Annotated in this window: 12 protein-coding genes; 6 read left to right on the top strand and 6 right to left on the bottom strand. The window is 40.4% G+C overall.

Annotated features, from left to right (window positions below; genetic code table 11):
- Nucleotides 1-65: 65 nt before the first annotated feature.
- The 3 genes from B5D47_RS02140 to B5D47_RS02130 all read right to left on the bottom strand — a co-directional run bounded on the left by B5D47_RS02140 (nucleotide 66) and on the right by B5D47_RS02130 (nucleotide 6,303).
- Nucleotides 66-2,591: a hypothetical protein gene (locus B5D47_RS02140; protein WP_078930184.1), complete on the bottom strand. Its 2,526-nt coding sequence runs from the start codon at nucleotides 2,589-2,591 to the stop codon at nucleotides 66-68.
- 66 nt (nucleotides 2,592-2,657) lie between these two features.
- Entirely contained in the window at nucleotides 2,658-4,550 is a 1,893-nt protein-coding gene (locus tag B5D47_RS02135; RefSeq protein ID WP_078930183.1) for an ABC transporter ATP-binding protein, read from the bottom strand.
- 19 nt (nucleotides 4,551-4,569) lie between these two features.
- Complete coding sequence (locus tag B5D47_RS02130) at nucleotides 4,570-6,303, bottom strand: ABC transporter ATP-binding protein (RefSeq protein WP_078930182.1); 1,734 nt, start codon at nucleotides 6,301-6,303, stop codon at nucleotides 4,570-4,572.
- A 260-nt stretch (nucleotides 6,304-6,563) separates the two neighbouring features.
- Between B5D47_RS02130 and B5D47_RS02125 the strand changes: the two genes are divergently transcribed.
- The 5 genes from B5D47_RS02125 (at nucleotide 6,564) to B5D47_RS02105 (ending at nucleotide 16,885) form a co-directional block, all read left to right on the top strand.
- Nucleotides 6,564-8,321 carry a hypothetical protein gene (locus B5D47_RS02125; RefSeq protein ID WP_078930181.1) on the top strand — a complete coding sequence of 586 codons (1,758 nt, stop codon included), beginning with the start codon at nucleotides 6,564-6,566 and terminating at the stop codon, nucleotides 8,319-8,321.
- Between the two features lie 119 nt (nucleotides 8,322-8,440).
- Complete coding sequence (locus B5D47_RS02120) at nucleotides 8,441-9,967, top strand: acyl-CoA carboxylase subunit beta (RefSeq protein ID WP_078930180.1); 1,527 nt, start codon at nucleotides 8,441-8,443, stop codon at nucleotides 9,965-9,967.
- Between the two features lie 230 nt (nucleotides 9,968-10,197).
- Nucleotides 10,198-11,307: a chorismate synthase gene (aroC, locus tag B5D47_RS02115; protein ID WP_078930179.1), complete on the top strand. Its 1,110-nt coding sequence runs from the start codon at nucleotides 10,198-10,200 to the stop codon at nucleotides 11,305-11,307.
- 104 nt (nucleotides 11,308-11,411) lie between these two features.
- A complete protein-coding gene (locus B5D47_RS02110; protein ID WP_159443468.1) occupies nucleotides 11,412-15,227 on the top strand; it encodes a pectinesterase family protein in 3,816 nt (1,271 codons plus the stop codon).
- A gap of 209 nt (nucleotides 15,228-15,436) precedes the next feature.
- Nucleotides 15,437-16,885 (top strand): D-alanyl-D-alanine carboxypeptidase family protein, encoded by a 1,449-nt coding sequence (locus B5D47_RS02105; protein ID WP_078930177.1) that lies wholly within the window; start codon nucleotides 15,437-15,439, stop codon nucleotides 16,883-16,885.
- Here B5D47_RS02105 and B5D47_RS02100 read toward each other — a convergent pair whose 3' ends face one another.
- The 3 genes from B5D47_RS02100 to B5D47_RS02090 are packed head-to-tail and all read right to left on the bottom strand — an operon-like array spanning nucleotide 16,886 to nucleotide 20,537.
- A complete protein-coding gene (locus B5D47_RS02100) occupies nucleotides 16,886-19,099 on the bottom strand; it encodes a polysaccharide deacetylase family protein (RefSeq protein WP_078930176.1) in 2,214 nt (737 codons plus the stop codon).
- The gene (locus tag B5D47_RS02095) at nucleotides 19,096-19,338 is read right to left on the bottom strand and encodes a hypothetical protein (RefSeq protein ID WP_078930175.1); all 243 of its coding nucleotides are present in this window, start codon (nucleotides 19,336-19,338) and stop codon (nucleotides 19,096-19,098) included. The genes B5D47_RS02100 and B5D47_RS02095 overlap by 4 nt, the downstream gene beginning before the upstream one ends.
- 5 nt (nucleotides 19,339-19,343) lie before the next feature.
- Nucleotides 19,344-20,537, bottom strand: coding sequence for a M23 family metallopeptidase (locus tag B5D47_RS02090; protein ID WP_078930174.1), 1,194 nt, complete (start codon nucleotides 20,535-20,537; stop codon nucleotides 19,344-19,346).
- Between the two features lie 43 nt (nucleotides 20,538-20,580).
- On the opposite strand from B5D47_RS02090, the gene lepB reads away from it, so the two are divergent.
- A complete protein-coding gene (gene lepB / locus B5D47_RS02085; RefSeq protein WP_078930173.1) occupies nucleotides 20,581-21,099 on the top strand; it encodes a signal peptidase I in 519 nt (172 codons plus the stop codon).
- Nucleotides 21,100-21,112 lie beyond the last annotated feature (13 nt).

The raw sequence follows: 21,112 nt of genomic DNA, 5'->3' as shown, positions 1-21,112 counted from the left end.
GAAAAATTATGAAAAGCGAAAAATTACAAATCGCAAAAATCGCAAAAATTGTAAAATTTTCACAATCAATCCGCTTCAAAAATTGTTTTTAAGCCGGCCTTGATTTTTATTTTTTTGCCGTCAATGTGGATTTTGCCTTTTTTCTTTTCGATTTTTTGAATTCCAAAATATTTACTTAAAAAACTTTCGCTTTTTGCCGTAATATAGAAATTTACATCGCATTCAAAATCGGTTTTGTTTTTTTTGAGTGAATGCATTGCCTCTTTTTCAAAATTTTTGAGTTCAAGAATTACGTACTGCTCAACTTCGCCAGATTTTTTTTGCGTGTAAAGGACAAATCCCGGATAAAGCGGAAATCCTTTTAAGCGCAGAAGTTTTCCTTCTCTTTTTTCCTGAACAATCTGACCTTTGTATTCATCTTTTACGCAAAGGCTGTCGAAATATTCTGAATAGTCGTTTTTGTATTCCGGTAAGTTTTCGGCAGTTTGATTTTTTTCCAGTTTTTCGAGAATTTTTGAATATTTTTCGGCGCGCTGTGCCGCAAGATTTATTACATGCGGATACAAGACGCTCATATATTCATAATTCAGACCGTAACTGTCGGCGTTTGTATTAAAAATGTCGCCTGAATGCATTGAAACTGTCTTTATTTTTGGAAAATCAATTTGATTCAAAAAAGTAACGGATAAAACTAAATCCGCAAGGTTCCATTCCCAGCGGGATTTGTTTGTATTGTGGCGGTATCCGTTGTAAACTTTCATCTGTCCGCTCAAAAGTTTTGCATACTGACTGTTGGATTCTGCCGCTTTTTTGAGGTTTTCGGTGTCCTGCGCAGTGTAGACGGCTTTTTCAAATGTCATTTCCGGAAGATTGAATGCCTGCAGAAACGGATTTTCGTACATGTAAACAGCTTTTAAGGCGCCCGGATCGCCTGAAATTCCGCTTTTGTCCATAAAAATTTTAAATTCGTTTGCAGAAAGAAGGCCTTTTGAGTTTTTCCAGTTTAATTCCAAATAGTTTTCGGTTGCTGAACTTTTTACACAAAAAGTTTTTCGGTTTATTCCGTCAAACATTTTTTTCAGGAGCTCTGTAAATTCTTCATGTTCGCAGTTTATGTCTTCTTTTGAAAAATCCGGCGTAACAAAAAAATTCTTTGGAACTCCGTCTTTTCCAGGATCAAAGCGCGGCATATAAGTCCACATTTCCACGTCATAGAATTTTATCGACTTTGACTCCTGCCAACCGTCTTTTTTCATTGTTATTCTTAAATTAAAACTGCCTTCGTTTGCAAGCGTAAAATCTTCAACCTGAACGCTTATATTTTCGAGATTTTTTCCGTTTTCAAAAACACTGCCCTTAAAAGCGTATTCGCAGGATTCTCCCCATTCAGATTTTCCGCTCAGATAATCCTGCTCTGTAAAAAACAAATTGCATTTTGTAAAAGTCCATTCAGCGTCAAAAATCTGTTTTGAATAAAATCCTGTATTGCCTTCAAAATCCAATCCTGCAACACGAAGTTCACGCGCGGAATTTCCATGCCCGTTTTGGTGAATCGAAATGAATTTTGTAAGGCGGGCTTTTCCGTCAAGCTTGATGTCCGGCTGTTTATACCAGTCTTCTGCCGGAAGTCCCCAGCTTTCAAAATTTGAGCGGTATTCATTTCCTTTATATTTTGACTGGTACGGCTCGTAAGTATATTTAAAAAACATTGGATCGCAGCCCATAGTGTCAAAATCAATAAGCCTTGTGTACATTGAGCCCTTGTCGCCGATTATAAAATTTGTCGAAGCAGAATTGCTTAAATTTACGGCGATAAAACGTCCGTTTTTTGGAGTTAAAAAAGTTTTTGAAAGGTCGGCAGGAAGTCCTGAATCTGTAAAGCGAATCTCGTTTCCTTTTTCTGTCAAAAAATAGATTGTTTCAAGTCCCATTGTACCAAAATGATGCTCGTTCTTAAAAATATCTTCGTGCCAAAGGACATCTTTTCGTCTTGCTCCCATTGCCCAGGCCCGATAATTGTTTACGACAACTCCCGGTTTAAAAACCACGCTCTCAGGCCAGCCGTAAAGATAAATCCAAGTGAACGGTTTTACGTAAAAAGGACTTGCAGCCGTTTTTCTGACTTCTTTTTCAGTGTAAGTTCTGTAAAGCCTGCCCTGCCCGTCAAAAACAAAGACGCAGTTTGAATCTCCAGAAATTTCTGCAACTGACTGCGCACCTTCCGGAATTCCTGTTTCGCAATAAAGTTTCCATAAATTTTCTGTTTTCGGTTTAAACAAGAGCTTTCCGTTGCGGATCATAAATTCGTAATCTTTTGTAAAAGTCTGTGTCCGCGTTTTTATAAAAATATGCTCAGGATAAGTTCCATTTATGCTCTGTTCGGAAGAGTTGTCCTGCAAAAAAAGTGAATCAGGAGCGTTAAGCGAATTTTCGATGGATTTATAAAATTTTCCGTCAGCAGAAAGAGACGCATAAGTTGCCTGGGGCGTCTGGCAGGATGAAAACCCCAGCACTCCAAAAATTCCTAAAACAAAAGAAACAAAATATAAATTTAAAAGTTTTTTTGACAAATTCTTGCGGTATTTTCTCATAGGCAATGAGTTTAACACAAAAATACACTGCGTAAAAGCGTGAAAATTTTGTTTTTGCAGGAATTTTTAATTCAACTCGAATGCACCGGTATAAAGCTGATAATACCTTCCATGCTTTTGCAAAAGTTCATCGTGAGTTCCTTGTTCGATTATAGATCCTTCTTCGAGAACAATTATGCAGTCTGCATTGCGCACTGTCGAAAGCCTGTGTGCAATTACAAAAACAGTGCGTCCTCTCATAAGCTGCCCCATGCCTTTTTCGATCAAGGATTCTGTGCGGGTATCAATTGAACTTGTCGCCTCATCAAGAATCAAGACCGGCGGATTTGCGACCGCAGCCCGGGCAATTGCAATCAACTGACGCTGGCCCTGGCTTAAATTTGAGCCGTCGCCTTTTATAACAGTGTCAAATCCCTGCGGAAGGTGGCGGATAAATGAATCGGCATTTGCAAGTTTTACCGCGTCATAAACCTGTTTATCCGTTGCTTCAAGATTTCCATAGCGAATATTTTCGAGAACCGTGCCCGTAAAAAGGTGAATATCCTGCAGAACAACAGCAATGGAACGCCTTAAATCCTGCTTTTTTATGTCATTTAAAGGAATTCCGTCATATGTAATAGAGCCGGAACCTTCTTCAATGTCGTAAAACCGTGTCAAAAGGTTTGCAATCGTCGTTTTTCCAGAACCTGTCGAACCAACCAAAGCTATTTTTTGTCCCGGTTTTGCGTGCAGACTGATTCCATTTAAAACTCTTTTGCGTCTGTTGTAAGAAAAATCGACTTCCTTAAAAACAACATCGCCGCAAAGAAGTTTTAATCTGTCGAGTTCCGGACAATGCCATGCCCAGGTTCCTGTCTGCGCAAAACTCTGAACAAGAACTTTTTCGTCTTTTTTGAATTTCGCTTCGTAAGCATTTACCAAAGAAACAGTTCCATTGTCTTTTTCCGGCTTTTGATTGATTGCGGCAAAAATTCTTTCTGCTCCGGCAAGAGCGTTCAAGATTGAATTGAACTGCTGGCTCAACTGGCTGAGCGGACGGGAAAATTCTCTTGTTGACTGCAAAAAACTTGCAATTGTTCCCAAATCCATGTAACCGGTAATTACGAGAACCGCGCCCAAAATAGAAATCAGGGCATACTGAAAATGCGAAAGGTTATTCATAATCGGGCCAAGAATATTTGCATAAGTTGACGCCTGAGTTCCTGACTCGCACAAGGCTTCGTTCAATTTAGAAAAATTTCTGTTTGCCTGTTCTTCCCGTGTAAAGATTTTTACAACGTTCTGGCCTTCAATCATTTCTTCTATATATCCGTTTATTTTGCCGATATTTTCCTGCTGAACACGATAAGCCTTTGCGCTCTTTTTTCCGACTGTCGCGCTCAAAAGCATGATTCCTGCGACTGTCAAAACCATAACGGCAGTAAGAGGAATGCTTAAAAAAAGCATCATGCAAAAAATTCCTGCAACCTGAAAAATTCCTGTCAAAAGCTGGGGAATGCTCTGACTAAACATGTCGCGCAAAGTGTCCGTGTCGTTCGTATAAAGCGACATTAAAACTCCGTGAGTATGAGAATCGTAATATCGCAGCGAAAGCTTAGACTGATGGTTAAAAAGTTCGCAACGGATTTTGTAAAGCGTCGAAGTCGAAATTTTTAAAAGAAGTCTTTGGGTTAAAAAAGACGAAATTGCGCCGATTGCGTAAATTCCGGCTATTTTTATTATTAAAACGGCAAATCCTGCTAAATCGGGATTTTGTTTTCCCATAAGAGGAAGAATATAATTATTTACGGCAGGTTTTAAAAGATATGCACCGGCAACTTCTGCTCCTGCCGACAAAATTATGCAGAAAAAAAGAAGAGGCAGCAAAACTTTAAAAGCTTTCATGTAAGAAAGAAGCCGCAAGACTGTTTTTACCGTGTGATTAGGCTTTTGAGTGCCCCGAATTTTTACAGACGACATCTATTTTTCTCCACGATTTTTAGTTTTTTCTAATTTGAGAATCATAAATTTCTTTATAGACTTTGTTGTCCTGCAATAGCTGGCTATGAGTTCCAATTCCAGTGATTTTGCCCTCGTCAAGCACGACAATAAAATCCGCTTCCTGAACAGAAGCAATTCTCTGCGCAATCACTATTTTTGTGGTTTGAGGCAGACAATTTCTAAGTGCGGAGCGAATTCTTGAATCTGTTGCGGTGTCAACGGCGCTCATCGAATCGTCCAAAATCAAAATTTTCGGATTTTTTAAAAGTGCGCGCGCAATGCAAAGACGCTGTTTTTGTCCTCCGCTCAAGTTTACTCCGCCCTGTCCAAGCTCAGTTTTGAGGCCGGACGGAAGCTCCGAAATAAAATTGAACGCATCTGCAACCTGACAGGCCTGCTCAATCTGCTTTGGCATTGCGTATTCGTTTCCCCAGCGCAAATTCTGTTCAATTGTTCCGCTAAAAAGCACATTTTTTTGCAAAACCATTCCGACAGCACCGCGAAGAGCCTTGTAACTGTAATTTTTTACATCGGCTCCGCCAACTTTTACGCAGCCACAGGTGCAGTCGTAAAGCCGGGGAATCAGAGAAACCAGGGTTGATTTTGAAGAACCGGTTCCGCCGATTATGCCGACAGTCGAACCTGAAGGAATTTTTAAATTTATGTCCGACAGAACGCAGTTGCCTTTTTTGCCTTCGTAAGAAAAAGCAACATTTAAAAACTCGATTGAACCGTCTTTGACAGAATTGATTTTTGAGCAGTCAGTTGAATCATCTTCTTCGGTATTAAACGCAAGAACTTCCATAACACGAGAAATTGAGGCTTTTGAGAGGATGAACTGAACAAAAATCGAACTGAGCATCATCAAACTCATTAAAATCTGAGTTACATAAGTAAGAAAACTTACAAGTTCTCCGGTTTTCATAGAACCGAGGATAACCATGTTCCCGCCAAACCAAAGAGTTGCGATTATGCACATGTAAATTACAAATTTCATAATCGGCATTGAGCAGATTACAAGTTTTTCGGCACGAACCTGACAATCGCGCAACTGAGCGGCAATTTTTTCAAATTTTTCACATTCAAAATCTTCGCGGACAAAAGCCTTTATGACGCGAATTCCAATCATACATTCCTGGACAAAACTGTTGAGCGCGTCGTATTTTTTAAACATTACCTGAAAACGCGGATATGCCTTTGCAGAAATAAAAATCAAAAGAAAGGCAAGCAGAGGAATTGCAATAAAGAACAAGAGCGCCAGCTTCAGATTTATAAAACAGGCAATTATTGTTCCTGTGAGCATCATAAGCGGAGCTCGGACCAGACTGCGGATTAAATTCTGGTACATATTCTGGAGGTTTGTAACGTCCGTCGTTAAACGCGTAACAAGAGAACCTGTTCCAAAATGCTCAAGCCCAGCAAAAGAAAAGTTCTGGATTCTTTTAAACAAATTTGCCCGCAAGTTTTTTGAAAAACCATAAGAAGCAAGGGAAGCAAGTCGTCCGCCACAAACTCCGCAGGCAAGCGAAAAAAGTGTGCATAGAACCATAAAGATTCCTGTGCGGACTACATAATTTATATTTTTTGTTGCGATTCCGTTGTCAATTATATGCGCCATTATAAGCGGAATTACAGTTTCCATAACGACTTCGCCAATCATGACAAGAGGAGTAAAAAGAGTAAAAATCACATATTTTTTTTCAAGACCAGAAAAAATCTTTTTTAAATTCATATGGTTATATATTATAAGTGTTATCAAAATTTTATGAATGTAAAAATTTGTTTTATTTAAGGTGATAACAAAAACAAAATGCGGAAGAGATTGTAAGGGTGAGCGCAAGCGAAAACAAACGCAGGCGTTCAAACGCAGGCGTTTGGTCGGAGGCGAATGCCGCAGCCCTGAAAAGCTCGTTTTTTTTGAGTTTGCTCAAAAAAATCCGCCCATAAAATTTTTGACTTTACTTTTATCTTCAATACAAATAAATTTGTTGTATGGATTGCATTTTTTTTGAAGAAGATAAAATTTTTTTACGTTCATTTTTGGCTGAACAGAGTTTTGCGCGCACTGATTTGGAAAAACTTTTGGCAGAAGACGGTTTTGCGGCAGAAATTTGCGCTGACGGACAGATTTTGTTAAAAAAATGGAATTTTGATTCCATTAAAATTCTTGAAGACAAGTCGGTCGCGTTTGAAGGAAAAATGCCGGGCGAAGGCAAATTGGTTTTTGAGCCGCTTTTTAGGATTTTTGAAGACCAAAAACAAACCGTGGACAAAGAAAACTGCAGCGAAAAAATTATTGCGGTTTTTAAGGCGATGGACGAAATTCTCAAAAATGCAGGTTTTGACGAAAATCAAAATGAAGACGAAACAAAAAAATTGACGATTTTTCCGGGCGCACAGGGAATTCTGGTTTCTGAAAAACAGGAAAATGGAAGTTTTTGGGCGGTTGTCCTTCCTGGAAATCTTTTTGAGCGTTGTGCAGAAAATTCAAAAGATTATGGAAAGTTCCAGGGAATTTTTGTTCACCGCGGACTTGAAGGTCTGGAAGCGGCGATTTTTACAAGGGCCGCCCTCGCTTACCGGGCAATCACAAAAAAATATGCTTTTTGTCAGGAAAATTTAGAAAAAAGGCAGGCGGATATTACGGATTCGAATTTTATTCCTGTTGAATACGAAATTCCTGCCGTAACCGAAAAACTTGCGCTGTCGGTGGATGCCGGGCTTTGCGTAAAGCGAAAAAAACGGATTATTCCTGGCGAGCGCCGTTTTGTAAACGAAAAAACCGAAAAAAAGCGCATTGAAATTCTAAAAAAAGCCATGGAATTTAATTCAAAACTTTTGGAAGATTTTTTTAAGTCTGGATTTTCTCAAAATCAAGGCGACCAGAAATTTTTAGAGCGGCGCAGCGAATTCATAAAAAAACAGGCACAAAAAATAAAATTAGGACGTTTTTATCAAAGAAATTCAAAAAAAATTTGGGGAAGCGTTTTTGCGGTAATTGCAGGCTTTTCGGTTGCGTTCAGTTTTAATAAAGAAAACCAGAAACTTGCAACGAGCATGGGACTTACCTCCGAACAGACAGTGCAGACTCTTTTGACAGGAATTCACAAGGCTGACGTTACGATTATTCAGGAAATTGCAAAAGGAAAAGAAGCAAAAAGCCTTATTCAGCAGGTTTCGGGATTTTACGTTACAAACAAACAGAGGCTTGCAATGGACGAAAAAGACGGAACCTTAACTCCTGCCGGCTGGCTGTTTTTTAGAGGAAAGACTGATTTTTGGCAATATGGAATTACAAATTTGACGGTCGATGGAATTCAAACCTCTTCAAACTTTGATTATCCAAAAAGGAAAGACAAAAAAACTCCGCTCAAAGAAGAAAACGGCAAAACCTTAAAAAAAGGCGACGAAATAAGCCACGAAGTAAGCTACAATTTGATTTACAACGAAGGCGAACCGATAATTACGGTTTTGACAACGACAGAAAATGTCCATCTTGTGTGGAACGGAAAGCGCTGGATTGTAAGAAAAATCAGCGGCACTGGAAAAACATTCCGGAATTCCTACAGCGTAAAAAATTACAAAAAAGACTATCTGGACTGTCTTGAAAAAACCGGGGAAAACGTAAAAAAAGCGGCAGAACTTCTGCGCCAAAAATACGACTTTGTGCCGTCAGAAATGGATCTGAAAGACGAAGTTCCGTATATGATAAAAAAGTACAACAGTTCGGCTGCAAAAGAATTTGAGTAAAATTGCAAACATTCTGTTCTTTTTCTTAAAATGACATTTTCTTTCTTTTTGTCATATTGACATTTATTGACAAAATGTCGTATTCTCCTAGTTAGATATTAACAAAGCGAGGCATTAAGATGGCTTTTGACTACAATCTTGAAAAACAGCACGCAAAAGGAAAACTTCACGCAATTGAAAGAATCAACCTTCTTTGCGACAAAGACAGTTTTATGGAAATTTATGCAGATGCTCAGCATCAGTGCACAAGTTTTGGAATGGATAAAAAAACAATTCCTTATGACGGCGTAATCACAGGCTTTGGAAAAGTAAACGGAAAAAAAGTTGCAGTTTATGCACAGGATTTTACAGTACAGGGCGGTTCTTTAGGAAAAGTCCACGGTCAGAAAATTGCAGAGCTCATTGCAAAGGCAATTGAATGCCGTTGTCCTGTAATCGGACTCAACGATTCGGGCGGTGCCCGTATTCAGGAAGGAGTTGACGCTCTTTGCGGTTACGGCGAAATTTTCCGTCAGAACGTACGCGCAAGCGGTGTAATTCCGCAGATTTCTGTAATTGCAGGACCTTGTGCCGGCGGCGCAGTTTATTCTCCAGGACTTACAGACTTTATTTTTACAGTTGATAAAATTTCTGAAATGTACATTACAGGACCAAAAGTTGTAAAACAGGTAATGTTTATGGACATTACATCGGAAGATTTGGGTGGCGCTGCAATTCACTCTCAAAAATCAGGCGTTGCACACTACCGTTGCCCGACAGAAGCAGAATGTATCGAAAAAGTACGCAAACTCCTCGATTATATTCCTCACTATTACGGCGACAAAACTCCTTTTGAACCAAAAGAAAAAAAGGCTCTTTTTGGTAAAAAAGTTGACTTTAAATATACAGAAAAAAAATCTGCTGAACTCAACTCTGTTCTTCCAGAAGCAAGCACAAAAGGCTACGATATCCGCGAAGTAATCAACCGCGTTGTAGACGATGACAGTTTCTTTGAATCAACAGAAGAATTTGCAGGAAACGCAGTTGTAGGCTTTGCAAAAATCGAAGGCAAGACGGTCGGCGTAGTTGCAAACAATCCGGGCAACCTGGGAGGAATCCTCAACTGCGATGCTTCCGACAAAATTGCCCGTCACGTGCGCTACTGCGACGCCTACGACATTCCACTGCTTACCTTTGTAGACGTGCCTGGTTTTGTGCCTGGTCCACAGGAAGAACAAAAGGGAATCATCCGTCACGGAGCCAAGATTCTCTATGCCTATGCAGAAGCTTCGGTGCCAAAAGTTACAGTAATTACCCGCAAGGCTTACGGTGGAGCATACATTGCAATGTGCTCAAAACACCTTGGCGCAGACTTTGTTTACGCATGGCCAAAAGCAGAAATTGCCGTAATGGGAGCAGAAGGAGCAATCGGTATCCTTTATGCAAAGGAATTAAAAGATCCGAACAATGCCCAGCTCGTGCAGGAAAAAGGCCAGGAATACCGTGCAACATTTATGACACCGACAATTGCCGCTCAGCGCGACTACATCAGCGCCGTAATTGAACCACAGGAAACCCGCGCCCGAATCTTAAGCAGTTTTGAACTTCTCGAAAATAAGAGCGTTTCGGACAAACCTCTCAAAAAACACGGAAACATTCCACTTTAATATTTAACACAGCGGCATCTGAATTTTCAGGTGCCGTTTTTTTATTTTTGGAGCACATCTTCCCTCTAACCGGCTTTCCACCCTTCGCTAACCGCTCATTGCCTTACGGCAACTCCGGGGTTCCAATCCGGGCTATAAGGCCACCCGTGTGCTTTATATATTGTTTTTTTCTTTGCCCAAAATCTTCAATTATGCTATTCTTACGAAATAAAATTTGGAGCAAAAAAACTATGTCTGGAAACACTTTTGGTAAAATTTTCAAAATCACAACTTTTGGCGAAAGCCACGGTTCTGCGCTCGGCGGAATAATCGACGGAGTTCCAGCAGGAATTAAAATCGACCAGACAAAAATTCAGGCGGCGCTCGACAGGCGCAAGCCAGGACAAAGCGCAGGCGGACAGGCAAACGCTTCTGTCACCGCCCGAAAAGAATCCGACAAAATAGAAATTTTAAGCGGCGTTTTTGAAGAAAAATCAGAAGGAACTTCCATAGGCTTTATAATCCGCAACGAAAGCCAGCACTCAAAAGACTATTCAAACCTTGCAAATACATTTAGACCCGGGCACGCAGATTTATCATATTTTTTAAAATACGGTTTTAGAGATTACCGTGGAGGCGGACGAAGCTCTGGAAGAGAAACCGCTGTCCGCGTCGCCGCAGGAGAAGTTGCAAGACAGGTGCTTGAACACTTCTGTCCGCAAATAAAAATTACCGCTTACACTCAGCGTGCGGCAGGAATCAGCATTCAAAAAACAGATTTTTCGCAGATTGAACAGAATGCGCTTCGTGCCCCGGACAACTACGCAGCGGCCAAAATGAACGAAAAAATCGAAGAACTCCGCAAAAACGGAGATTCTGCCGGTGGAATAATCGCCTGCCGTGTGACAGGACTTCCGGCAGGTTTGGGAGAATGTGTTTTTGACAAGCTCGACGCGCTTTTGGCACACGCAATTTTAAGCATAGGCGCAGTTAAAGGAATTGAATTTGGCGCAGGATTTGAAGCCGCCGATTTAACAGGAAGCACAAATAACGACATTATGCGCGCAAATTCTGACGGCTCAAAGGTTGAATTTTTAACAAACAATGCTGGCGGAATTTTAGGCGGAATTTCCAACGGAAACGAAATTTTCTTCAGAGTTGCCGTAAAACCAGTTCCTTCTATTTTTAAAGAACAACAGACTGTTTCTATTGACGAAAACGGTAAATTTCACAACGAAAACCTCAAAATCGAAGGACGCCACGATGTCTGTCTTTGCCCGAGAATTGTTCCTGTAATCGAGGCTATGACGGCTGTCACTCTATGTGATTTATTCTTGCAAAACCAAGCCGGAAGAATATAAGTTCCACCGTTTTTTTCAAAAATTCATCATAATTCTCACTACACTTTTATAAAAACACTGTTACAATTATAGTGCAAATTTTTTATAAAAAAATGGGAGTTATTATGAAAAAATGTTTCAGAATTGCCGCAACGGTTCTGGCTTTTTTTGCAGCTGTTTCGGTATCTGCCCAGACCCGTAAAGTTGATGTCTGGGATTTTGGTGGCGTTGAAGAAAAAAATGCCGTCAATCACATTAAAATTTCCGATTTGGACAATCTTTCGGGACTTGCCGCAGACGGAAAATTCGAAGCCGGTGAATACACCTTTGGCGATCTTACTTTAAAAACCGACAAAAATGACCGTGCCTATTACAATGGTTCAAAAAATTACGGAACCCAGGGCTATTCTTCTTTTGAATTTAGCGACGGCTACATTTCTGACGGAATTTATTACTGCAACGGAAAAGGCGGAGAAGCAAGACGCTACCTGCTTTTAAAAAACGTAAAGGCTGGTGACATCGTTACTTTTTACGGACGGGCTTCAAACGGTTCAGAAGATAAAATCCACTTTGCATCTGTAAACGAATCTGGCGAAAAAAACGGCATTCAGGACGAATCTGCATGGCTCAACGGAGAGTCAAGACGATGGTCTTATATTGCGGTTTCTGACGGCTCTTATAAAGTTTACTGCGAAGCGACAAGCGCAAAACCGGTTTATTACCGCATTACACGCACTCCTGGCGTAAATGTAAACGGTTCAATCAAAGGACTTCCTTCAAAAGGCGAATTAAAATTCGTCGTTTCAGAAACAAAACAGCAGCTTCCGGCAAAAATTTCTGGAGGAAGCTACACAACACGTCTTCCGGCAGGATTTACATTTACTGCGGTTTTGGAAGGCGTTAAAGGATTTGGAATTTCGGCAGACACAAAACAGATTTCAATTTCTCAGGATGCGCAGGCTTCCCTCAAAAAAGACCTTGCCGCTTCAGAAATGAAAACTTACATTGTCGACGGTAAAATCAGCGGTTTTGCAAAAGATTTTTCTTCATCATCCGCAAAACTCGTAATGACTCCTCCTGCAAATTCTCTTTATCTTCCAATAGAAATCGAAATCCAGAATACAAACGGAGAATTTTCTTTTAAGGGCGAACTTGAGCCTGCCGTTCAATACGCAGTCTCTCTCGAAGGCGCAAACGATTACACAGTAGCAAAAGACACAGTTTTTGAAGGAACTGCTGCTTTTACAAAGGATATTCAAGTTGAATTAAAGCCTGTTTACGACGTAAACGGAAAATTCATCGGCGACACTTCAATCATGCCTTCTTCGATTTCGTTCAAAAATCTTGAAGACGGCTACACTTATACTGGAGCGGCCGCAAACGGAATTTACGGAACAAAACTCCGCGACGGAAATTACGAAGTTTTGTGCGAAACTGAAAAAACTTCGACAATGAACCACATCTCGGTTTCCGGCTCAAACGTAACAAAAGATATTTTGATGAGCGCAAAAGACAAGACAGTAAATCAAATTCCTCTCAAAAAAGACATTTACGTTGGAGGCAAAAAACAGGACTATTCATCTGTAAAACAGGCTGTAAAAGCCGCTCATGCAATGGCTCCAAAATCAGAAGCCGACAGAATTACAATCCATATTGCTCCAGGAATTTACCGCGACCAAGTTATAATCGACACTCCGTACATTACCCTGAAAAATGACACTCCAGCCCAGGAAGTAAAACTCACCTGGTATTATGGAATCGGCTACAATTATTACTCGGCAGATTTAAACGGCTACTACGATGAAGAGAGAGCCTATGACAAATTTGAAAAGAAAAGCGTAGCAAAGTGGGGAGTTGCAACTTACGTAAAAAAAGATGCAAAATTTTTCCGCGCAGAAGGAATCACTTTTGAAACTTCGTTTAACAAATATGTTACCGCCGAAGAATTAAAGGACGGTGTAGAACCAGACGGAACTACGATTGCGTTTGTAAGAAAGCTCAATTCCGATGTTCAGTCAAAGGCGGCGACAGAGCGCGCTGCAGCAATCTGCACAGAAGCAGATCAGGCTGAATTTGTAAACTGTAAATTCCTTGGTTCTCAGGACACTCTCTACACAGGAGCAGATTCAAGGCAGTATTACAAAAACTGCTATATTGAAGGCAATACCGACTTTATTTTTGGTGACGGCGATGTTGTTTTTGAAAACTGTCAGATTGTTTGGGCAGGATATTCTGATTCAAAAAACAGCGGATATTTAACCGCAGCCCGCAACGCAAAAGAAAAAGGATATCTGTTCTATAACTGCGTAATCAATGCAGACCAGAACAATATGCAGTCTCCAGGATACTTTGGAAGACCATGGGGACCAAAGGCAAGCGTTGCATTTGTAAATACGATTTTTGCATACGAAGGAATTATAAATCCGCAGGGCTGGACAAGCATGAGCGGAAACAATCCTAAAAATGCAAATTTCTTTGAATATAATTCAATGTGGGACAATGCAGGAGTTGATGTAAGCCACCGCGACGGCGGAAAAATCATTACGGATGCAGGAGCTTACAGTCCTTCAAATTATTTTATCGGCTGGACACCTGTATCTTATTCTGCACCAAAGTCGTCTGATGTAAAAATCAAAAAAGCAAGTTTTACGACAGATGATGACATAAATACGCCTTATCCTGGACACACAATCACCCTTCACTACGAATTTAACGGTTCGGGCGAAGACTGTTCTCTGATTCAGTGGTTTAGGACAAAAGATAAAAAAGACACGCTCATAAAACAAAGCACTGGTTTTGCCGACAAAACATATCTTATTTCAAAAGCAGATTCTGGGTTCAACTTAAAAGCTGTAATTACTCCAATGAACCGCTCAGGCAAAGCAGGAAAAACCGTAACTGTAGAACTGGATAAAAAAGTTAACGAAGGCTATGCAATTCCTTCAAAAGCAACGGCAGTTCGTCCGCGTGCAGAAGGAAAGGTAAATGTTTTCCTTGCTTCTGACTCGACTTGTAAAGATTATTCTGCTCTCGGAATGTGGAACAACGGTCAGACAAGAAATGAAGGCGCCTGGGGAGAATTCTTGCAGTGCTTCTTTAACGGCGCTGTTGAAGTTCAGAACTACGCAAACGGAGGACGCTCAAGCCGCAACTTTATAAACGAAGGTTCGCTGGAAAAAATAAGACAGCAGATTGGAAAGGGCGACTATCTTTTTATTCAGTTTGGACACAATGACTGTTCAAACGGAGCAGGATACCTCGAAGACCGCTACGTTCCGCTCGGAGAACCAAATAAGAAAGGAATTTATCCAATCAATGAAGGCAAAAAAGTCCGCACTCCAGACAGTTATTTTGAAAAATACGGAAATTCGTTCTATTCTTATGACTGCGGCGGAACTTATAAATGGTATCTTATGCAGTACGTAAATGTTGCGCTCGAAGCAGGTGCAACTCCTGTGCTCGTAACGCCTGTAAGCCGAATGTACTTTGACGGAAAAGGAAGAATTACTCCTCACCACGACTCAAAAGACACTTCGACAAAAACCCAGATTACAAGAAACAACGCCTATGTGGAAGCTGTCCGCCAGCTTGCAAAAGAAAAGAAAATTCTTTTGATTGACGGTTTTGAAATTACAAAAAACCTCTACGAAAAAGCATATTCTGACTGCGGAAACAAAATTGAAGCAAAAGAACTTATGTTTGCCGGAGATTCGACACACAACAATAAACTCGGCGGTTTTGTAATTGCAGGTGAATTTGCAAAAGAAATTAAAAAGGTAATTCCTGAGCTTGCACCAAGCATTATCCATCCGAAAAATGCAATGGGCGAAAACAGCGACGGAAAAATTATGTTTACTGTTGATCAGGACGGAAAAATGGAAAGCTATGACAAATACTGGACCCGCTACGAACAGAGCGTAATGGACAGTCTTGGAAAATAGTTTTTTGCGGTAGGGATGGGAGTACTTGCGTAGCAATCCACCGCAGGCTTTAGCCGAGGAGGATGGAGCGAACGCGGAAGTACGGACAGCCCGTTAAACCGCCCGAAAAATTTTTAGGCTTCCGGTTAAAAATTTATGACCGGAAGTCTTTTTTTTGCAATTTTAAAGCCCATTTGCCCACTTTGCCACATTTACGGTAAAATATAAAAATGAAATTTTCTAATGTTGACTTATCCGATTTTGATTTGAAAAAACGCAATTCTGACAAAAAAAATCCAAAAAATTCTAAAAAAATTCCCGTTGTTTTAGGAACGGCTTTTCTGATAGCTGCCATTTTGACCGCAATCTTTTTTTTGTGGTCGGCATCGTTTTTTAAAACACAGAACGTAAAGCCCCTTTCTGAAGAACAAAACTCTTCTTTAAACGCTTTTTTAGACCAAACCTACTCCTTAAAACGCAGCGAATCGCTCAAACCGCTTCCATATCCGATCGTAGCGGCAGATCTGGAAGTTGATTCCGGGGCGGCGATTCTTGTCGATGCAAAAAACGGCTGCATTCTTTTTGAAAAAAATGCGGATGAGGTTATTCCGCCGGCTTCGATTACAAAGCTCTTTGTAATGTACATTGTTTTTAAGGAAATCGAAAACGGAAACCTTTCTCTGGACGAACTTGTTGCTCCGCCAGAAAACAGCTGGGCAATAAACATGCCGTCTGACGCAAGCCTTATGTTTTTGGGACAGGGGCAGATTGTTACGGTCCGTGAACTTTTGACCGGACTTGCGGTTGCTTCGGGAAACGACGCTGCCCTTGCCCTGGCATATAAAATTTCTGGAAGTACTAAAGATTTTGTTGCAAGAATGAACTATGAAGCAAAAATTCTGGGTCTGACTCACACTCATTTTGAAGAACCAAGCGGATATTCAGAAAAAAATGTTACAACTGCGCGCGAACTTGCCGAATTCTGTAGAATTTACATAAACCGCTATCCAGAAAGTTTGAGAGATTATCACAGCGCAAAAGAAATTCTCTACCCTCTCGGAAAAAATCTTCCGAGCTGGCAAAAAGCAAAAGGTGATTCGACGGCAATTTACCAGAGAAACACAAATCCGCTTCTTGGAAAAATGGAAGGCTGCGACGGACTAAAAACAGGATTTATTTACGAAAGCGGCTACAACCTTGCTTTGACGGCAAAACGGAACGGAGTAAGATTTTTGTCCGTTACGATGAGAGGACCGGGAACTGGCTCTAAACAGGGAAATTTTTACCGCGTAAAAGACGGAACAACTCTTATGGAATGGGCTTTTTCTTCATTTGCCGACTACATTCCAGAAAATAAAATTCAAAAAAATTATCCGGTTGCAGTCCCAGGAGCAAAGACAAAATTTGTAAACCTTGTTCCTGCCTGGACAAATGCGGTTACAGTTCCGCACATAAGCTCTCAAACTGCCGCAGAAGACGCGGAAAACGTTACTGCCGAAATTCAGCTTCCAAAATGCATCTACGGTGGAACAAAACTTGGAGCCGTTTACGGACAGATTCAGTACAAACTCGGAAACACTGTCCTGGAAACTGTTCCTCTCGTTGCCGACCGAACCGCGCAAAAAGCGGGACTTTGGGGACAATTTTGGGGAAAACTCGTCTGTCTGAGAATCCGCTGATTAAAACATTTCGTTAAAAGTTACAAATTCGTAGCCATTGCTTAAAAGAAGGCTTACAAGAAGGTCAAGTTTTTCATAAAGCCAGTCGCTTCTTGTGCCTTTTGAAAGGCCTGTGCTTACAGGAATTACAGAACCGTCCACAAGGTTTTGAGCATAAAACGAAACCAGTTCCAAGGCCGAAAGATAACCGGGTTTTCCGCGGGCTGCTTCTTCGAGAGTGATTGTGTCCAAGCTAAAGCGGCCTGCTTCGACATAAGAGTATCCGCAGTTTTTTCCGGCTTTTTTTACTTCGGAATCAGCCTTATAAAACGGAGCATGCCACAAAAGGCTCAGTTCTTTTCCTGTCGTCTGAAAAAATTCATCCTCGTTGCGTGCAAGTCCACGGCGGACAAAATCTTCGTCAACAACAAAATCTTTTGATGTCAAATCCAATGCCGTAAAGAACATTGAGCCGCATTCGTAACCGCTTTTTGCAACCTGAACGGTTTCTTTTGGATAACGGCGAATAAATTCTCCATTTATAAAAAAGGTCGCAGGAATTTTATATTTTTTTAGCACATAAAGAATCGAACTCAAACCTGAAGCATCGTCAAGCGCATCGACTGCAAGAATTATTTTTGCAGGAACCTGTCTTTTTTCCATTGTCTGCGGAAAATAAGCTTTTGTGACGGCTTTTCCAGAAAGAGTGCGCACAAAAAGCGCGTTTTTAAAATTTGAATTTACGGCATTTCCTGTATAAACGCGGAATTTTCCGTTTTGAACAGAACCAGAAGCAGCAGCAAGAGTTTCGCTGGATTTTGTCCAGATTCCTTTCAATTCATCAAATTCATAAAAAACATCTTTTTTTACGGCATCTGCAGCAAAAACAACGGTGTCAGATTTCCAAAAAACTTTTGACGCGGCGGAAAGAAACAAAAGCGAGGATTTTTCGATTTCGGAACCAAGCTGCCATTTTTTTACGGTAGATTCTCCGCCAGCATAAACTGAAGAATCCGTGCCCCAGACAAACGAAACAATTTTTTCTCCGGAAAGATGATCAACTTCCGTCCAGGTATTCGCTTCAAAAACAAAAAGAGAATTTTCCTTTGCAAAGCAGATTTTTTTTCCGTCAGGCGACAGCTGAGGTTCGATTACAGAATCTGTCGAAGAAAGGAATTTCAATTCATTTCCAAGGCTGTAAAATGCCGATATTTGCGCACCGTTTTCGTAAGAAAGCAAGCTGAGCCATAAAACGCATTTTGTGTCGCTTGTCCAAAAAACTTTTAAGGCAGTTACAGTTCCGCCGGCTCCAGTCACAGTTTTTGAAACAACAGGATTTACATATTCAAAGCCGGACTCGTTCAATTTAAAAAGATTTATGATTTTTTTAGATTGAATGAAAATAATAGCCGAAGCCTTTGAGTTTACAGAAAATTCATCGTGTTTTTCGTCAAAAACCACAGGAAGACGGCCGCAGACTGTTCCCGGTTCGATTACAGAAGAATAAAGACCGCGCGTATAAAGTTCATTTGAACTTATTCTATAAATTAAATCGCGTGCAATATAAATCAAATTTTTTGAATTTGCCCAGCAGACAGAATTTATGTTTCCGCGGCCGATTAAGCGGAATTTTTCGGCAAGCTGGACTTTTTGAAAGGCGGCTTTCGGTTCACAAAAATAAACATTGCCGTTTTTTTCGTAAACAAAAATTGTACTGTCCGAATTCCATTTTACAGGAATTTTCTCGTAATTCGGCTGCGCATTCTTGTCCAAAACAGTTTCTTGCAAAGTCGAGGCGTTTTTTAAAATCAGCTCACCTTCTGCAATTCCAGTTTTTTTTATGTAGCAGAGCCATTTGCCGTCTGGACTTGCAATCTGCGGACTTAAAATCTGCGCAGTTTCTGGAATTGAATCCGCACGGGAAGTCCACGAAAGAGTCGAATCCGAAAATGAATACCTTGCAGTTCCCCATCTGTTTCTAACCTGCAAGACAGAGCCTTTTGAAAGCAATTCCATTTTTTCCGGATAGCAGGTTAAAATTTTTGCAGGCAAAAGAGTTTTTGCATCGGCAGAAAAAGCAGTTGAATAAGACGGGCTTCCGGTAATGCTTTGTTTTATTGTAAAAAGAATTTTATCCTGAGAGTTTATTTCCGGATTTTCAAATGAAATTTCTGAAAAAGCGCAAAATGAGATTGAAAAAAAAACGGCTGACAAAATTTTTTTTAAGTTTTTCACTTGGCCATCTCCACGCTCAGAGCCAGAATCGAAAGGTCGCGGTCAAGGGCGTCAAGTTTTTGTTCAAGAGCAACAACGCGTCTTGCCCTGTCTTCCGCCTGTTTTTCTTCAAGATTTTTGAATATCGCTTCAAATGAATCTTTTTTATCGTGCATTTTTTCCTGACCGCACCATGGACAATAAAGAAATTCCTTATCAATAGTTCTTCCGCAGCAACCGCAAACACAAACCGCTTTCATTTTTTTTACCTCTTCAGCAATGACAAAGGATCTACAAGACGGCCATTTTTGTAGACTGTAAAATGCAGATGCGGTCCAGTTGAATATCCTGTTGAACCGACAAGTCCAATTCTCGTTCCCTGGCTCACATTCTGACCGTTCCGGCACAAAATTTTTGACATATGGCCGTAAAGAGTCTGATAACCGTTTCCGTGATTGATTATAACATAATTTCCGAAGATATTGCTCCAGCCAAGCTGAACAATTTTTCCGCTCATTGTGGCATTTACAGGAGTTCCAGTCGGACAGGCAAGGTCTACGCCAGTGTGGTTTGAAGGGACTCCGGTAAAAGGATCAGCACGATGGCCAAAATAACTTGAAATTTTATAGCTTTGGGAAATCGGACAGATAAAAAGTTCGCCCATAGCTTTTTTGAGGGACGCAGAATCCATTCTTGCGCCGGGAATAAAAAGTTCTTTTCCAACTGAAAGAATTTCATCTGTAAGCTCATTCGCATCAAGAATTTCTTCAACGCTCACATGGTATTTTACAGAAAGCAAATTTAAAGAATCACCTTTTGAAATCGTATAAACAATTCCGTCCTGATTTGGAACACGGATTTTCTGTCCTGCCATAAGAGTCCGGACATTGTCTATTCCGTTTACAGAAATCAAAGTCGAAATATTTGTAAGGCCAAATTTCAAGGCAATTGAACTGATTGTATCTCCGCTCTTTACCTTGTATGACTGATAAGAAATCGCCTTTGCCAGTCCTACAGAACTTGGCGTAAGGATTTTTCCATCGTCAGAAAGAACATTTCCGTTTTCGTCAAAACTTGCTTCTGAACAAGCCATTGCGAATTTTGACATTGCGCTGTTCAAATTTTCAATTTCGCTAGAAAAAGTTTCTCCCATTTCCAAAGGACCTGTAAAAGCCTGAGAATAGTTTAAAATTTTTACAGAAAAATAAGGAACGAAAAGACAAAGCAACAAAAAAAAGCAGATTCTTTTTAAGCGTGCAGGACGAATCAGACTCCTGAAATTTACAGAGGGAACAGAAAACGAAAAAGATGGAACAGCGCGTGCTCCTGAAAAAACTTTTTTAGAATGTTCAAACTCCGAAAACTTAAAAGCCTTTCTTCTGAATTTTAAAAGTAAACTTTTGGTTCTGGCAGAACTTCTCGATTTTGGAGCGCTGCCAACATAACTGATTATCTGCATACGTCTATTATCGGAACGCAAAATTCGTTATATTAGAAAAAAGATGTCTAAGTCAAATTTATCCTCAACAAATAAATCTATAATTTTTATAACCTGCTGCGGTCTTTTTTTGGGTTTTATCGTAAAACTTTTTGCAGTTGAAATTCTCCACGTTTCTGGAACTTCCATGGAAAGCGCAATTCACGACAAATCAACTGTCGTTGTAAACAAACTCGCTTACGGAATTATCAAGCCTTTCTCAAATTCGCTTTTAGTCCAATGGAAGGAGCCTAAGGCTGGTGATGTTGTCATTTATTTATATAACAACAAAATAGTCGTAAAAAGGTGCGTTGCCTGCGAAGGACAGTCACTAGAATATTCATCAAATCCAATATATACTGTAAAAGTTGGAGACAATGAAATTCCGCTTACAGAAAGCCAGTATATGCGGCTAAAAGACGCGGCTCAGGTTCCAGAAGGTTATATTCTGGCGGTCGGCGACAATTATGAAGTTTCGGTTGATTCGCGTGATTACGGTTTTGTTTCCGTAAAAAATGTGTTGGGAAAAGTTTTATGCAAATGAACGGATACTTCAA

The organism is Treponema berlinense, from assembly GCF_900167025.1.
Taxonomy (GTDB): Bacteria; Spirochaetota; Spirochaetia; order Treponematales; family Treponemataceae; genus Treponema_D; species Treponema_D berlinense.
This window is presented reverse-complemented; position numbering and strand designations above follow the sequence as displayed.

Excerpts from the sequence above, each read along its gene's own strand:
- B5D47_RS02095 (WP_078930175.1), bottom strand. The coding sequence starts at position 19,338 with ATGAAAGCGGTTTGTGTTTGCGGTTGCTGCGGAAGAACTATTGATAAG.
- aroC (WP_078930179.1), top strand. The coding sequence starts at position 10,198 with ATGTCTGGAAACACTTTTGGTAAAATTTTCAAAATCACAACTTTTGGC.
- B5D47_RS02105 (WP_078930177.1), top strand. The coding sequence starts at position 15,437 with ATGAAATTTTCTAATGTTGACTTATCCGATTTTGATTTGAAAAAACGC.
- B5D47_RS02125 (WP_078930181.1), top strand. The coding sequence starts at position 6,564 with ATGGATTGCATTTTTTTTGAAGAAGATAAAATTTTTTTACGTTCATTT.
- lepB (WP_078930173.1), top strand. The coding sequence starts at position 20,581 with ATGTCTAAGTCAAATTTATCCTCAACAAATAAATCTATAATTTTTATA.
- B5D47_RS02130 (WP_078930182.1), bottom strand. The coding sequence starts at position 6,303 with ATGAATTTAAAAAAGATTTTTTCTGGTCTTGAAAAAAAATATGTGATT.
- B5D47_RS02120 (WP_078930180.1), top strand. The coding sequence starts at position 8,441 with ATGGCTTTTGACTACAATCTTGAAAAACAGCACGCAAAAGGAAAACTT.
- B5D47_RS02135 (WP_078930183.1), bottom strand. The coding sequence starts at position 4,550 with ATGTCGTCTGTAAAAATTCGGGGCACTCAAAAGCCTAATCACACGGTA.
- B5D47_RS02090 (WP_078930174.1), bottom strand. The coding sequence starts at position 20,537 with ATGCAGATAATCAGTTATGTTGGCAGCGCTCCAAAATCGAGAAGTTCT.
- B5D47_RS02110 (WP_159443468.1), top strand. The coding sequence starts at position 11,412 with ATGAAAAAATGTTTCAGAATTGCCGCAACGGTTCTGGCTTTTTTTGCA.
- B5D47_RS02140 (WP_078930184.1), bottom strand. The coding sequence starts at position 2,591 with ATGAGAAAATACCGCAAGAATTTGTCAAAAAAACTTTTAAATTTATAT.